Source organism: Cellvibrio sp. PSBB006 (genome assembly GCF_002162135.1).
Lineage (GTDB): Bacteria > Pseudomonadota > Gammaproteobacteria > Pseudomonadales > Cellvibrionaceae > Cellvibrio.
Window position 1 is genome coordinate 3,698,212 of sequence record NZ_CP021382.1, and the last position, 15,407, is coordinate 3,713,618.

Sequence of the window (15,407 nt, forward strand, 5' to 3'; positions counted from 1 at the left end):
AGAAGCGTCATGAAACAAAGTATGCGCCAAGACGGCATGAGTCAGCAGCAGGGTAACCAGAGACAAACGCAATCGCCGATACAAACCCAATCATTGGACGACAATAATCGTCCGGCGGAAATTGATGAATTGGATTTTGAAGAGGAAGAGCGCCCGAGCAAAGCCGGCGATACACCTGACCCGGCTGATGTGCAACATTATCGCGCCGCCGAACGTGCGCGTGAGGCTGGTTTGAGTGGCGCCGCTGTGCCCGATGATGATTACACGAATGATGATCTGACACCGGAAAACCTGATAGCAGAAGACGGCGCGCGCTCATCCAAAGAACCCGGCGGTGAGGAACCGGCGGAGTGGGATCTCACGGAAAAATATGATGTAGGTGGCGGACACGGTTTTGATGAAGCAGAACTGGCGCGGCGCGATCCGCTCGATAAAAAACCCTGGGATGGCGATGCAGATGAACCCCTGGAATCGCTGCCGGAAGCGGGTGAAGATTACGTTGCTGCTGAGGACGATGAAGAAGATCGCACGGCTGATTGATTAGGTCGGATTGCGCGGCGTTGCACGCCGCTAATCCGACCTACCTGGATACACCGTCGCACCCTAGGTCGAATTAGCCACAACGTGGTGTAATCCGACACAGCCACCAAACCCTTCTCCTCCCGCCCAAAAAATAAAAACACCCCCCGCTATATTCCCATCACCAAATTCGCTACATTAGCGCCCATCTTTTTCATCGGAGTTTCAAGCATGACGTGGTTATTGTTGGGTGCCGGTTTGGTGTTGTTGGTCATTGGTGCAGACTTATTGGTTAAAGGCGCCGCGCGGCTCGCCGCCAACTTCGGCGTGCCCAGTCTGGTGATCGGTTTGACCGTGGTAGCCTTCGGTACCAGTGCGCCGGAATTGGCTGTCAGCGTTAAAGCCGCGTTTTCCGGTCAGGCAGAGCTGGCCATTGCCAATGCGGTAGGCAGTAATATTTTTAACGTACTGTTTATCCTCGGTGTTGCGGCGGTTGTTTCGCCGCTGATTATTTCCAAACAATTAATTCGCCAGGATGTACCCATCATGGTTGTAGTGTCCGTGGTGGCCTTGCTCATGACGCTCAACGGCAATATCAACAAACTTGAAGCGGCTATATTGGCTTTGGGTTTATTTGGCTACACCGCCTTTTTATTTTTTCAGGGCAAAAAACAAGGCGCAGATGTTTCTGATGAAGAAGTGGAAGAAATGCTGAAAACACCGGTACCGACCTGGAAAAATGTTCTGATGGTTGTCGGCGGTTTGGCGCTGCTGGTGTGGGGCGCGCGTTGGTTAGTGCAAAGCGCAGTCGAGATTGCCACTGCCTGGGGTGTAAACGAAGCGGTGATTGGTTTAACGATTGTGGCGGCGGGAACTTCCCTGCCTGAGGTGGTCACATCGGTGGTTGCCACCATCAAAGGCCAGCGCGATATTGCAGTGGGCAACGTGGTAGGCAGTAATATTTTTAACATTCTGTGCGTGTTGGGCTTATCGGGTCTGGTGTCACCGACGCCGCTACTCGCGGGTGAACAATTGGCTAATATCGATATCCCGGTAATGGTTGGTGTGGCGATTTTGTGTGTACCCTTGTTTTTTATCGGCTCCATCCTGCATCGTGTTGAAGGTTTATTATTTCTTGCGCTTTACGTGGCATATGTTTGGTACCTGGTTGCTATGGCACTGTCGCAACCTTATTTAAATACTTTGCAAAGCGGTATTATCTACGGGCTCTTGCCGATCGTTGTGCTTTACGTGGTGATTGCATTTATCCACGATATTCGCCAGCGGCGCTTACGAGGTTAAGGAAGAGGTATGTTACTAAGCTTCAGCATTGTGATGTTGTTACTGTTGCTGATAGCCCGTTATCGTTCTCCTCGCAACGGCATAATCAGAATCATCTGGTTTTTCCTCAGCCTGCTGCCCAGTGAATTACCCTGGGCGGCGGCGCTGCTTCAATCCGTTGTTATTTTTTTCCTGCTGTTTTTTGTCGATCCCTTTTCTGCTGAAAATGTTATGGCATTGCTTCTGTCAGCGCTGACATTGTGGGGCTGGTACGATTTGCATTGCAAAACCTTTCACGCCGATAAATCCCTGCGCAATGCGCTGCGTGAGAATTTACCCGAACTGGATGAGTCAGACGTTATCGCGCCGTCGGTCATCCAGTGGCGGCACTGGCTCAATCCATTTTATTATCATCGGCAGGGTGTTGAGCACTTGCGTGACATTGCATACGGTCCGCATCCGCGTCAGCAATTGGATATTTATCGCCCCGCAACCCGGAATTCCGCAACTCAGAATATAGCCACACCAAGACCGGTGCTAATCCAGGTGCACGGCGGTGGATGGATGCTTGGCCACAAACATCAGCAGGCGCAACCTTTGCTGCATTTCCTTGCGCAACATGATTGGCTGTGTGTGGATATTAATTATCGGCTTGCGCCGCATCATCCCTATCCCCATTGCTTGCAGGATGTAAAAACCGTCATCGCCTGGGTGAAGCAACATATCGCTGAGTACGGCGGCGATCCGCAATTTATTGCCTTAGCCGGTGAATCCGCCGGCGCACATCTGGCCATGCTCGCGGCGTTGACTGCCGGCCATGAGGAGTTTCAATGGGACGCAACGGCTGACACCCGCGTGCAAGCGGTGGTATCGCTTTATGGCGTGTACGATCTCACCGAAGATTCCCACACCTGGTCAGGAATGGTTGGCCGTTTTTTGCAGAAAAAAATTATGCCGGCTACACCGGACATTTTGCGTATCGCCTCACCACGTCACCAGATTATTAAAAATGCGCCGCCGGTGTTTGTGATTCACGGCACTACTGACAGCCTGGTCTTTGTTGAAGATGCGCGCGAATTTGTTGAGGAGCTGCGCCAGACATCGCTCGCGCCAGTGGTCTATACAGAATTGGACGGCGCAGAACACGGCTTCGATTTATTCCACAGCGTGCGCACCGAATACACCATCACCGCCATCGAAAAGTTCCTCCGCCATTGCTACGAAACACACCGTAGGTCGGATTAGCGCCAGCGTAATCCGATACCCATCATGAATATTTCGCACCGCAATTATTTGGCGAGTTTTTTGTCGGATTACGATGCCTTGCAGGCGTCTAACGCGATCTACGGGGTTATTTTTTTGGGGTTTTTGGTTTAGCAAATTTTGTGGTGGGTTTGCTCTTTCCTTTGAAGCCAGCGTTAAATTTCTTCGCGCTTTCGAACTTATCGCCAAAAGCTTTTGCTGCTTTGTGTGGTCTGGATTTGCCGCGAGGATTGGCGCGCGCACCGGTCGGTGATGCATTCTCGGCGGGAATCAATGCGCCAACGCCGGACCCGATTAAATTATTTTTGCGCATTTTAACGAGCAACTCGCGAATAACCGGCCAGTTAGCCGGGTCGTGATAACGCAACAGAGCCTTGTGTAAACGACGTTGATCCAGCCCGCGAGGAATACTGATTTTTTTGCTTTTGTAAGTCAGCTTTTTCAGCGGGTTGCGTTCTGATACATACATCGCCGTCGCCAGCGACATGGGCGATGGATAAAACGTCTGCACCTGATCCACTTCAAAATTATTCCTCTTCAACCACAGCGCCATGTTGAGCATATCTTCATCGGTGGTGCCGGGGTGCGCCGCAATAAAATAAGGAATCAAAAATTGTTCTTTACCCGCTTCCTTGGAAAATTTATCGAACAACCGTTTGAATTCGTAGTAGCTGCTCATCTTGGGTTTCATCATCTGCGCCAGCGGACCTTCTTCGGTATGCTCAGGCGCAATCTTTAAATAACCACCCACATGATGTGTTACCAATTCCTTCACATATTCCGGGTCTTGTACCGCCAGGTCGTAACGCAGGCCCGACGCAATCGAAATACGTTTAACCCCTTTTACCTGCCGCGCAGCGCGATAGAGTGCGGTGGTGTGCTTGTGATCGGTGGTTAAATTTTTACAAATCGTCGGGTACACACAGGACAAGCGTCGGCATTTGCTCAGCGTCGGCATATCCTTGCACGTCAGGCGATACATGTTGGCAGTAGGCCCGCCGAGATCCGAGATATGACCGGTAAAGCCCGGCACTTTTTCGCGAATATCTTCGATCTCTCGCAGGATGGATTCCTGTGAGCGGCTCTGGATAATGCGTCCTTCGTGTTCGGTAATCGAACAAAATGTACAGCCACCAAAACAACCGCGCATGATATTCACCGAGGTTTTAATCATGTCGTACGCGGGAATTTTTTGTTTGCCATAGGCGGGGTGCGGCACGCGCTGATAAGGCAAATCAAACACACCATCCAGCTCGTCTGTTTCCAATGGAATCGGCGGCGGGTTTACCCAAACTTCACGATTCTCATGTTTCTGAATCAAAGGCCGCGCGTTAAACGGGTTGGCTTCTTGGTGCAGTACGCGCGATGCATGTGCATAAAGCACGGAATCTTTGCGCACCTTATCAAACGACGGCAGGCGGATATACACCTTCTCTTCGTCAGGAATTTCGCTGCGACTTTGCAGCGGCATCGGAATAATGCGAATCGGTTGCGGTTCGTCGGGGTTAATACTGGACATCTCACCCTGTGCAGGGCAGCCCTGGGTGGTTAGCGCATTATCAGGATTCAGTTGCGCAATCTGCGCAGACATTTTTTCCGGATCTAATTGGCGGAGGCCAACTTGCGAGTTGTTGATATCCGCTTGCGCAGCATCCACGACGGATTTGTTGTTGTGTTGGTACTCGTAGGGGTTGGGTAATTTATCGATATTGCCCGGCCAATCGATACGCGAAGAATCAATTTCCGTCCAGCCGCCCGGCGCTTCTTTTTTTATAATGACGGTGCCGCGAATGCTGTCCAGTTCTTTAATATTTTTTCCCGCGGCAAGCTCATGGGCAATTTCCGCGATGGCGCGCTCGGCATTGCCGTACAACAAAATATCCGCCGTAGCATCGATCAATACCGAGCGACGCACTTCGTTGCTCCAGTAATCGTACTGCGCAATACGCCGTAAGCTGGCTTCGATACCGCCGAGTACGATGGGTACATCTTTGTAGGCTTCTTTGCAGCGCTGGCTGTATACCGTTACGGCGCGATCCGGGCGTTTACCGCCTTGGCCGCCGGGTGTGTAAGCATCATCCGAACGCAGCCGCAAATCGGCGGTGTAGCGGTTAATCATGGAATCCATATTGCCGGCACTGACGCCGAAGAACAGGTTCGGTTTGCCTAATGCCTTAAACGGTTCGGCGCTGCGCCAATCCGGCTGCGCAATGATGCCGACGCGAAAACCCTGTGACTCCAGAAAACGCCCGATCACCGCCATACCGAAACTGGGATGATCCACATAGGCATCGCCACACACGATGATAATGTCGCAGCTATCCCAGCCCAGCGCATCCATCTCGGCGCGGGACATGGGCAAAAACGGCGCAGGCTGGTAGGCAGCCCCGGCAGGGCGAGCATAAGAGAAGAGATTTTTGGCGAAGCTATTCATAAGAACCCGGAAATTAACCACAGGGCTGCCGTTGCAGCCCCAAAAAATTGCCCGCTATTGTCTCAGAATAGCCCATCAGTAAACAGCACTAAAAATAACCAATTACCGCTTCGCTCCCCGACCCGTAGATCGGATTAGCGCAGCGTAACCCGACAAAAGCTGCTGATTACTTTCCCGCCTTTTCCTGCATCACCTTCTTAAAAAACGCCCCCTGCTCCGACGGCGTAAACGACCAGTCATTGATCATGGTCGGCGACCACTGCGGATCAAATACCCAGGCCGTCCAGGAGATGCCGCGCGCTTCCATAAACTCAATAATTTGCGGCCCGTAACTGCCATCATTTTTCACCGGCACATGCGCACCGTAGCCGTCGGGCTGCACCCAACCCAGTTCAGTGCAAATCAACGGATATTTCTTGCTGGCAAAGCCCCACTTCGCATCCCAGGCTTTAAAGAAATTTTCTTTGGTGGGCGGGGTGGGTTGCTCTTTTTGCGGATAAGGATGGGACGCGTAAGCCACGCCCGGACGATCAACAGGCGCATCGGCGATGGGCGTCAGGTCATAGGCCCAGTTAAAGCCCGCGACCAACGGAATAACATCTTTATCAATGGCATAAATGATATCGATCATCTGTTCATTCAGTGCTTTCCATTCCGCCCACTCGGTTTTACCCCAAGGATCTTGCAAGGTTGTCGGTTCGTTAAATAATTCATACACCGCTGTGGTTGGCACGCCTTGATAACGGTAGGCGATGTCGTGCCAGAAACGGAAGGTTTCCTGTTTGTCGGTGTAATACATCGGGTGCTGATAGTTGCCGGACGCGAGGAAACCGATGGAATGCCAATCGAGGATCAGATACAGCTGGTGCTGGTTCGCCCAGATTACCGCTTGGTCGATCAGTTTGAGATATTCATCCTGTCCGCGCTCGCGCCAGGCGCGTGGATGAATCGGCAAGCGCACGGTGTTGGCTCCCCAATTTTTTAACTCCGCAAACAGACTGGCTTTCCATTGTTTATCTTTCACCAACTTATCCGGATCGGCCACGCTTACACCGCGAAACACAAACACCTTGCCTTGCGCATCGACAAATTGATGGCCCTTCACGCGGATAATATCCTGCTTGTTTTTCAGCTGACTTACGTCAAAACGCCCGATTTTTTCATACGTCTTGCGATCACTGGCCACCGGATCTTCCGCCTGCGCGAACACCTGCACAGCCAGCATCACGCCGAGTAAGGCGATTAAATTTTTAATAGATAAAAATGAACGGGAACACATGCACTTTCTCCTCGCGAATTGTTATTGGTATGAGGGCTGGGAGTGTAGGAGTTCAGCTGCAAGGCTGCACCGTGACTTACATTTTTTAACGATCCTGGCTGGTATGCCGCCAGGATTGCTATATTGGCAAGGGAATTGGAGGCTATTCCTTTGAGCACTCAGGGGATTGAAAGGTATCTGTGATACGCACAGAGCAGCTGACTATGGCTGCATCCTCGTCTGAAAAATAGTAATCCAGCTTGATCTGGATACTGTTGTTCTCGATGTTGATACCTTCAATAAAGACACCGGACGAATCTGAAAAACGTCGTTCTTTCCCGTCCAATTGAATACTATCGATAGCGATACTATCTATCAAAGATACCGTTGGAACAGACAATAGCTCCAGATCAATCTGTGGAAGCAGTTCCATATTGTGCTGAATAACCCTTACCAAATGCTCGCCAACACGGTGTGTTTCAACATGATCTACCGAAAGTGGAATAACAGGTTGTTTGTTTGCTGTGTCGGCTGAACAAGAAATACAGCAAGAAAATAAGAAAATGAATGTGGATAGCCTGGGTAGTTTCTTCATGATATTGGCTCTATTTCGAAGCGGGCAAGGGTGCTTTGTCAATAAAAGAAACCCTGCGCTTGAATCTATCGCTGGGTACGTTTTTCCAGTGGCTTTCGTCTTTGATTTTTTTCTTAAAGGTGACGATATCATTGTCAGCCACGCTCTTCTGTATGATCTGTCTTGCTGAAGAGGTATAGTCACCACGAAACTTCAAATCAATTAGTATGTCTTTGATATAGGAATTTAGTTTATCCCAGTCAGTTTTTCCGTAAAGCTTTTCTACATCCTTCTTTTCACAAATTCGTTTAACCTCTTGGCTTTCATGGTTATAACTTATCTTGAACAATTTCTTTTGCGTGTCAGGTGTTATCTGAAAATCCAGTAAATCGTTATTGATCACAAAATCCTCTGCACCCTTGCCAAACTTTTCCGCAGCCTTCAGCAGGATATCAATGTATGCTTTATCAACTGTGGCGGAAGTTAAGTTTTCGCGAACTGTTTTCTCAGTTTCTTCTGAGATCATGTCCTCGTCCAATATTAATGCCGGATGCTTCTCTAGCAGTGTGTAGCTGCCAATGAGTGTAAATCTTATAAAATTAACTTTTAACAAACCTGGCTGAGGCGATCACTGTTATTTGGCATGCTTTTGTGAAACAACGACGATGTAATAGTAAGCAATCGACAGCGCCAGGATGACTGCACCGGTCGCGTAAACATAGTGGTATGCCATTTCGTTGTAATCGAACACGATCACTTTCCTGGCCGCCGCCATAAGCGCCGTCGCGAGTACAATCTCTACGGCCAGGCGCGAGTTATGATTGTCCTGCACGTAGAGCACCAGGTTGTGATAGATCTCGATGGCGATAAGAACGGCCATAAATGCACCGAAGGTTGCCAGGATATCGTTGATTTCAAGCAACAGAAAAGGTGGCTCTTTGAGTCGTTGATAAAGCACATAAACGATATCCGCAACGCCCCAGATAATCACAAACACCATGATGACCGCTGTAGTTTTGGCAACGTAGCGGATGATCAAACTCATGGTTCTGGTCAGCCTGGAATCTTCCCCGTGCATATTGATGCCCCTTTCAGCAGATGTTGCAGTAGTTAAAAAATCAATCCGGAGACGTCACCCAATTACCTGCATAACGCAGCCTTACTGTTAACCCGTCACCCACACCAGCATTTCGTAATACAGCGGTATACCTATCAATACATTAAAAGGAAAAGTGATACCTAGTGAGGCAAAAATGGCGATGCCTACATCGGCTTCTTTTATTGCGCTGCGTATCGCGGCAGGTGCTGCAATGTAGGAAGCACTCGCAACCAGAGAGCTAAGGATAAGTGTGCTGCCCAGCGGCATGTCGAGAAGCACACCCACAGCCAGACCCAACATGGCCAGAAAGACAGGAGCAATAAGCGCAAAACTGATCAGGCGCCAGTGGTGAAGAGGCAAGGGGTACAGGTGCTTGGATGCGCACAGACCCATCTCCAGCAAAAATAGGGCGAGCAGTGCTTTGAAAGCGCCAAGAAAAAGTGGAGCGATATCGGCGCTGCCCTGCGGGCCGTAGCTATACCCGATCAACACCCCACCGGCGAGCAATAACACGCCCCGGCTCGTCAGCGCTTCGTGCCATACGGCTGCCGCACTGCCTTCGCCACCGTGAATACGTTGATAGAGCATGATGGCTACGACAATCGCAGGCAGCTCCAGAAGAACCAGATAAAGCGTGGTCTGCGGGGAGATAGTCAGCCCCTGGCTTTCTGCAAACGCGAGAGCGACCGCAAATGTGCCGGCGCTGGCTGAACCATAATGGGCCGCCACACCTGCGCTGTTGGCTTCGCTGAGTTTTACTGCCTTGCGCAGTAAGGGATAAAGCGCGAGCGGAATTGCAGCGCCTATCAAAATGACCACGACCGCTTCCGCGGCTAACTCCCAGCTCACCTGCCCGTGCAATGCCAGCCCGCCCTTGATGCCCAAGGTCAGCATCAACAGAATGCTGAGCGTGTCATAAGCCGCTTTCGGCACCACAAGATCTGATTTTGCCAGCCCGGCAAGAATACCTAACAGGAAAAACGCAACCACAATATCCGGCATAGCCATCCCCTTCTGAGTTCGTGCTCTATTTCGTGGCCGCAGTATGAGGTGCTCTTTTCATAAAAGATAATTAATGTCTATGATGGTATACATTTATGATCATCTATATAGGAATGGCACATGAATGTTCGCCATCTGACCTTTCGCTTGCTGCAGGTGTACGTGGCCGTCATCCGGACAGGCTCCATATCCCAGGCGGCGATGGATTTACACCTGACCCAGCCAACCGTTTCCCTCCAGATAAAACGGTTAACCGAAGCCGTGGGTCATCCGCTGCTTGAGAACCGAGAGGGTTTGTACAAACCAACCCTGGTTGGGAAAGAGCTATACCGCGCGGCATTGGATGCGCTGACCCGTTTTGATGACTTCAAGCTTTTTCTCAATGATGCGGAGCAGGGCAACCGAGGGCATTTCAGTCTGGGTATTGTCACGACTGCCAAATATGTTGTGCCGCGTTTGCTCAGTCCTTATGCGCAACAATACCCGGGTGTGGACGTTACACTGAATATCGGAAACCGTGAGACGATTGTTAAACGGTTTGATAATCAACGGGATGATTTATATCTGTTCAGCCACCCGCCGACAGGCAACAACGTGATAAGCGGGAGGTTTTTGCGTAATCCGCTGGTGATGATCGCCCCTGTCACTCACTGGGCCGCACGGCGGGACGAGGTGGATATTGCGGCGTTAATCAACGAACGTTTTTTGATGCGCGAGCCCGGCAGCGCAACGCGCATGGTGACCGAGACCTGGTTGCGTGACCACAATATCCAGCTGACAAAAACCCTGCAAATTGAAAGCAATGAAGCGATTCGCCTGAGTGTGGAAACAGGCTTGGGTCTGGCGGTTCTTTCTGAGCATACTCTGGCGCAGGCTAATGCAAACCTGGCCGTTGTGAATGTAAAAGGTTTTCCGTTGCTCAGTCATTGGTATGTGGTAAGGAGCGGTGATAAACGTCTTCCGGCAGCGGCAAACCAGTTCCTGAAATTCATGAATGACCATTTAAATGAGTGGGTGGAAGAAAAGTATGTTCAGAACGAGATTGCAAAGCTGATCTTGTCATGACGCTAACCGGTCCCTACCGATTAGCGTCAAGGCTTACGCCAGTAATTGCTGTAACAGCGCTTTGTAATCCATCTTTCCGGTGCCGAGTTTTGGCAACTCTGGCATCACCTGAATCTCTGCCGGTAGCATCAAACCTTCCATGCCGCCGTTAAGCAGTTGTTGACGCAGTTCAGCAGGCGTTGTGTCAGTAGAGTTGCCGGTAACGCAAAGAATAATGCGCTCCCCTTTTTTCTCATCGCTCAACGCAACGGCGGCTAATTCAATATCGGGATTATCGAAAATATCCCGCGCTTTCTCTTCAACAGCACCGAGACTGATCATCTCGCCGCCGATCTTGGCGAAGCGTGAATAGCGGTCGACGATGGTGAGAAAACCATCTTCATCGAGATGACCTTTATCGCCGGTTTTGTACCAGCGACGGTTGTCGAGGGTGACGATAGCCTGGGCCGTTTTTTCATCGTCATTCAAGTAGCCGAGCATCAATTGCGTGCCGGAAACCAGGATCAAACCATCTTCACCCTGAGGCAAGGTTTCAAGCGTATCCGGATCGACGATGCGAATACTGCTACCCGGTAATGGCATGCCGACGGTGCCGGGTTGGTTGCCTTTTTGCAGTTTCCAATAAACGGTATCCAGCATGTCAGGAATGTTAACGCTGATAACCGGCGTTGTTTCAGTAGTGCCGTAACCTTCAAAGATTTTTTTACTGAATTTCATTTCAAATTCACTGCGCACCCGTTCCTGTAACTTTTCCGCACCGGCGACGACGATGCGCAGTGAATCGAGCATCAGTGGTTCAACTTTGCTGTTGCGAGTATACAGGCGCAGGAAGGTGGCAGTACCACACAACACGGTAGCGCGGTAACGGGCGATGGCTTTGGCGATACCGACAACGTCGGTCGGGTCGGGGTGACAGACGACAGGGATACCTTCAAGCATCGGCATCATGGTGGTGACGGTTAAACCGAATGAGTGGAATGGAGGCAGCGAATTCATAAAGACATCGCTTTTGCGGGTATCCAATACATCACTGATTTGTTTGCAGTTGGCGATGATGTTGCGATGGCTCAATACGATACCTTTTGGTGTACCTTCGCTGCCGCTACTGAATAAAATCGCCGCCGGATCATCCAGTTTACGCTGCCTTCCCAACAGCCAATAAATGATGTCCGCAGGTAATAATGAGAACAACATAGCGCGCAGCAAATCCCATTTGCTTAATGCAGCTTTCACATCTTCAAGAAAAACAATCTGTACATCCGTCAGCATGGTCTCGATGGCTATGCCACGTTGCTCCAGCTTTGTCATAAAACGACGCGAGGTAAACACGGTCTTGATAGCGGCTGTGCGCAAACTTGCCTGCACGGCGCTGACGCTACTGGTGTAGTTGATATTTACGGTGGTTTGACCGTTGAGCAATACGGCCATGTTGCTGATCAGGCTTGCGCTGGAAGCGGGTAGTACCAAGCCAACGTTCGCGTCGTTGGTATAACCGCGCATCGCTTTAGCAAAGGCCAGTGTGGCTGCGAGAGTGCGTCCATAATTGAAGGTTGTGCCTTCGCCATCAACCATAAAATGTTGCAGACGATTGCGCTTGGCGGTCTTCAGCCAGGTTAAGGCCAGCGGGTCCAGGTTGTGCGTGTGTTCTTCCCAGGCATCCACAGAAAGTTCGAAGACTTTTTGTTTGAGTTCAGCGGTTTTGGTGGTGAGTGGTAATGATTTGCCAAAGGCAACAATGATATCGCGACGATTACCGAGACTGCGATCCAGTAATGAGGTTTCATCGCGCAATTTGCCAGCTGAACGTGAGAAGGCGCTACCCCATAATCCACGTAAATAAAAGGGTACGATCACGGCATTCTCTACACCTTCGACCGTGCGTTCATAACCGGAATGAAATTTTCCTAAATGACCATTGCGACTGATGGCACCTTCCGGAAATAAACAAACCACTTCGCCGTTGCGCAGCAATTCATTAACACGGCCAAGCGCTTCTTTGCTGTTGCCGGAGGAAATCGGAATCATGCCCAAACGACTCAGCAAGGGTTTCAGGTACCAGCGGTTGTAAATCTCCCGTTGCATCACAAAACGCACCGGCCGTGGGCACGCGATCTGTACCAGTGCCCAATCAATCCAGCTGATGTGATTGCCCAGCAGCAATACACCGCCGCGCGCCGGCAAATTGTCGAAATGTAAAACATCAATGCGATAGCGATGTTTAAACAACAAGCTCACCAGGAAACGCACAAACGAATGCGGTAATTGTTTTACGGTATAGCCCGTACCAACAACAGCCACCAGCGTTAATAATCCGAGCAGCATCGCGCTGTTAAAACCAAAATAAGCAAAGGCAACAGTGAGGCCCAGGAAGCTGAGCATGGTCACATTCTGCACCCAGTTATTGCCAGCCAGTACGGTACCCAACTCCTGTTCTTTTGCGTGGTATTGAATTAACGCATTCAGCGGAATCATAAACAGGCCACCCATCATCCCCAGCACCGTAAAATTGAAAGCCAGTGCCGTGTAAGAGTCGAGCGTGGGTAAGAGCGCCAGGGTGATGGCAATGCCCAGGGCGCCGAGCGGAACGAGCCCGGTTTCGATATGTTTTTGCGAAAAACGGCCAGCGAGGACGGCGCCGATCATGATGCCCAAACCACTGCACGCAAGCAGCCCCTGAATCACCAGGGTATTGGTTTCGGCCAGGCGTGTTTCGGCAAAATCGGGAAAGGCGGCGAGCAAAACTTGTGAGATAGCCCAGAAAGTAGAGAGTCCGACGATAGACAACCAGATGACCGGGCGGCCGCGCAACGCACGCAGATTTTGTTGCAGGTAATCCAGCTTCACATAACGTGAAACGGAGAATATTTTTTGCACATCGGGGCGTGATTGTTGGGGCAACCGATAACTCAACACCAGTTCGATGCTGGCCAACAACACCAGCAACCAACCCAACGGCGCAATACGTTCCAATATCACCGTCGTGTTATCGGTGCTGCGTTCCAGCAGCAGAATTTCGAACAAGCCGGAAAACACAAAAGTACCCAGGAGAATGCCAACAATAGTAATGGCTTGTACCGCACCGTTGGCATGGGCCAGGCGTTCCGTGCCAACCAATTCCTTGATGTAACCGTATTTCGCCGGGCTGTAGATAGCGCTCTGGATGGCGAGCATAAATGTCAGGCCGAACGCGGCCCAGAACCAGCCAGCGTAATAACAGGCGGTGATCATCAAGGTAATGACTACCCCCGCCCAGGCGCTGAAGCGCATCACTTTATTTTTGGGGAAACGGTCAGAGAAAAAACCGGCGGGAGAAAACAACAGGATAAACGGCAGCAGGATCAGGGCGTTGACAATGGCGGTAAGGATAATCTGCTGTTGTCCGTCATAGACTTTAAAGACTGTATTCTGGATAACGATCTTGTGGCCGAGATCCACAAACGCATTGAGGAAAACCACCAGCAGGTAAGGGATAAACCCGCGAATCTTGACGAGCTGTGACATACGTATTCCTTTTTATGAAGGTGTGGCTTTGGGATAGCTGCACTCTGCCAGACTGTATTTTTATCTTCGACCTTTGCATTCCATGTTGCGCTGTATAGACTCAAGGGTATTGTTTAATGATACCCTTGGAGTTTCTTATGGCTCAAGTCGATGCCCTGGTGGAGACCCTTAAATCCGCCCTGAAATCCCACAACCTCAAATACCGCGATGTCGCTCAGGCGATGGAGCTATCGGAAGCCTCGATCAAACGCCTGTTCAGCAGCCGCACCTTCAGCCTGCAACAAATCCAGCAAGTATGCCTGATGATGGGCATGGAAATCTCCGACCTGGTGCAGTTGATGGTGGAACGACAGGCGCGTTTGCAGGAATTGAGTGAAGAACAGGAAGAAGAAATCGTGCGTGATCCCGGCTTCCTGATCATCACCGTATGTGTGCTCAACCGCTGGACCCTCGAAGACATGCTGCGCCATTACACCTTTACCGAGCACGAATGTGTGCAGAAGCTGGCGCGACTGGATCGTTTGAAGATCATCGAATTACTGCCGAAAAACCGCATCAAACTATTGGTCGCCCCCAACTTCAGCTGGCGCAAGAACGGCCCTATCCAGCGGTTCTTCCTCAGTACCATCGAGAAAGAATTATTCCAGGCGCAGTTCGATAAACCAGACCACCGGCTGGTAGTACTCAACGGCATGTTATCGCCGCAATCGAACGGCGAGTTGCAGAAAAAAATTGAACGATTGGCGCGGGAATTCGATCAACTGAATAACGCCGATGCCGGTCTGGCGCTGCCCGAACGACAGGGTTACACTCTGGTGCTCGCCCTGCGCAACTGGCAGTACGAACAACTGTTTAAATACCGGCGGATGTAAACCGCTGACCGGTTCACTCTCGACAACAAGGAGCCATTATGGATCTCGAAAAAATAGAAAAGCTTAATGAGTTGAAGGAAAAAGGGATCATTACCGAAGAGGAATTCCAGAAGGGCAAAGCCCAGGCATTGGAAGACAAGCCGGTGCAGTCTTTTGATTTAAGTAATATGGACAGCCGCAACTACAGCATGATCATGCACTTCTCGCAGTTTTGCTGTATTTTTTTACCGGTGCTCGGCTGGGTAGTTCCTTTAATTATGTGGCTGACCAAGAAGGACGATGACTACATTGATCAGCAAGGGCGGGTAATTTTTAACTGGATTATCAGTGCCTTTATCTACACCATTGGCTGCATCATCTTGATGGTGATTGTAGTGGGCGTCTTCCTGTTGCTGGCGTTGATCGTCTGCTCGATCATCTTTACGGTGATGGGCGCAATCAATGCGAAAGACGGCGTGATTCGCAATTACCCCATGGCGATTCGTTTTATGGCGGTTAACGAAACGCCGAGAACACCTGTGGTTAAATAATGGATTTGC

13 protein-coding genes are annotated in these 15,407 nt (G+C 50.5%); 6 read left to right on the forward strand and 7 right to left on the reverse strand.

Going from position 1 to position 15,407, the window contains the following annotated elements; translation table 11 throughout:
• The first annotated feature begins 9 nt into the window (after positions 1 to 9).
• The 3 genes from CBR65_RS15365 (at position 10) to CBR65_RS15375 (ending at position 3,045) form a co-directional block, all read left to right on the forward strand.
• Complete coding sequence (locus tag CBR65_RS15365) at positions 10 to 540, forward strand: hypothetical protein (protein ID WP_198300759.1); 531 nt, start codon at positions 10 to 12, stop codon at positions 538 to 540.
• 210 nt (positions 541 to 750) lie between these two features.
• Positions 751 to 1,821, forward strand: a complete 1,071-nt coding sequence (locus CBR65_RS15370; RefSeq protein WP_087467674.1) for a calcium/sodium antiporter — start codon at positions 751 to 753, stop codon at positions 1,819 to 1,821.
• 9 nt (positions 1,822 to 1,830) lie between these two features.
• The gene (locus tag CBR65_RS15375) at positions 1,831 to 3,045 is read left to right on the forward strand and encodes an alpha/beta hydrolase (RefSeq protein ID WP_087467675.1); all 1,215 of its coding nucleotides are present in this window, start codon (positions 1,831 to 1,833) and stop codon (positions 3,043 to 3,045) included.
• A gap of 106 nt (positions 3,046 to 3,151) precedes the next feature.
• Here CBR65_RS15375 and CBR65_RS15380 read toward each other — a convergent pair whose 3' ends face one another.
• From CBR65_RS15380 to CBR65_RS15405, 6 genes are all read right to left on the reverse strand, one after another.
• The gene (locus CBR65_RS15380) at positions 3,152 to 5,497 is read right to left on the reverse strand and encodes a YgiQ family radical SAM protein (RefSeq protein ID WP_087467676.1); all 2,346 of its coding nucleotides are present in this window, start codon (positions 5,495 to 5,497) and stop codon (positions 3,152 to 3,154) included.
• Between the two features lie 166 nt (positions 5,498 to 5,663).
• On the reverse strand, positions 5,664 to 6,776 hold the full coding sequence (locus CBR65_RS15385) for a glycoside hydrolase family 5 protein (RefSeq protein ID WP_232461214.1): 1,113 nt from the start codon (positions 6,774 to 6,776) through the stop codon (positions 5,664 to 5,666).
• Between the two features lie 142 nt (positions 6,777 to 6,918).
• Entirely contained in the window at positions 6,919 to 7,350 is a 432-nt protein-coding gene (locus CBR65_RS22150) for a hypothetical protein (RefSeq protein WP_157672099.1), read from the reverse strand.
• A gap of 10 nt (positions 7,351 to 7,360) precedes the next feature.
• Positions 7,361 to 7,855, reverse strand: a complete 495-nt coding sequence (locus CBR65_RS15395) for a hypothetical protein (protein WP_157672100.1) — start codon at positions 7,853 to 7,855, stop codon at positions 7,361 to 7,363.
• 108 nt (positions 7,856 to 7,963) lie between these two features.
• Entirely contained in the window at positions 7,964 to 8,374 is a 411-nt protein-coding gene (locus CBR65_RS15400; protein ID WP_232461215.1) for a phosphate-starvation-inducible PsiE family protein, read from the reverse strand.
• A gap of 120 nt (positions 8,375 to 8,494) precedes the next feature.
• A complete protein-coding gene (locus CBR65_RS15405) occupies positions 8,495 to 9,430 on the reverse strand; it encodes a sodium-dependent bicarbonate transport family permease (protein ID WP_087467680.1) in 936 nt (311 codons plus the stop codon).
• Positions 9,431 to 9,550: 120 nt separating this feature from the next.
• Between CBR65_RS15405 and CBR65_RS15410 the strand changes: the two genes are divergently transcribed.
• Positions 9,551 to 10,495: a LysR family transcriptional regulator gene (locus CBR65_RS15410; protein WP_087467681.1), complete on the forward strand. Its 945-nt coding sequence runs from the start codon at positions 9,551 to 9,553 to the stop codon at positions 10,493 to 10,495.
• 33 nt (positions 10,496 to 10,528) lie between these two features.
• Here the strand turns inward: CBR65_RS15410 and CBR65_RS15415 are convergent, their stop codons facing one another.
• Positions 10,529 to 13,996, reverse strand: coding sequence for an acyl-[ACP]--phospholipid O-acyltransferase (locus CBR65_RS15415; protein ID WP_087467682.1), 3,468 nt, complete (start codon positions 13,994 to 13,996; stop codon positions 10,529 to 10,531).
• 137 nt (positions 13,997 to 14,133) lie between these two features.
• Here CBR65_RS15415 and CBR65_RS15420 point away from each other — a divergent pair, with 137 nt between their 5' ends.
• Positions 14,134 to 14,868 carry a helix-turn-helix transcriptional regulator gene (locus CBR65_RS15420; RefSeq protein ID WP_087467683.1) on the forward strand — a complete coding sequence of 245 codons (735 nt, stop codon included), beginning with the start codon at positions 14,134 to 14,136 and terminating at the stop codon, positions 14,866 to 14,868.
• Between the two features lie 38 nt (positions 14,869 to 14,906).
• Entirely contained in the window at positions 14,907 to 15,398 is a 492-nt protein-coding gene (locus CBR65_RS15425; protein WP_087467684.1) for a DUF4870 domain-containing protein, read from the forward strand.
• The last annotated feature ends 9 nt before the right edge of the window (positions 15,399 to 15,407 follow it).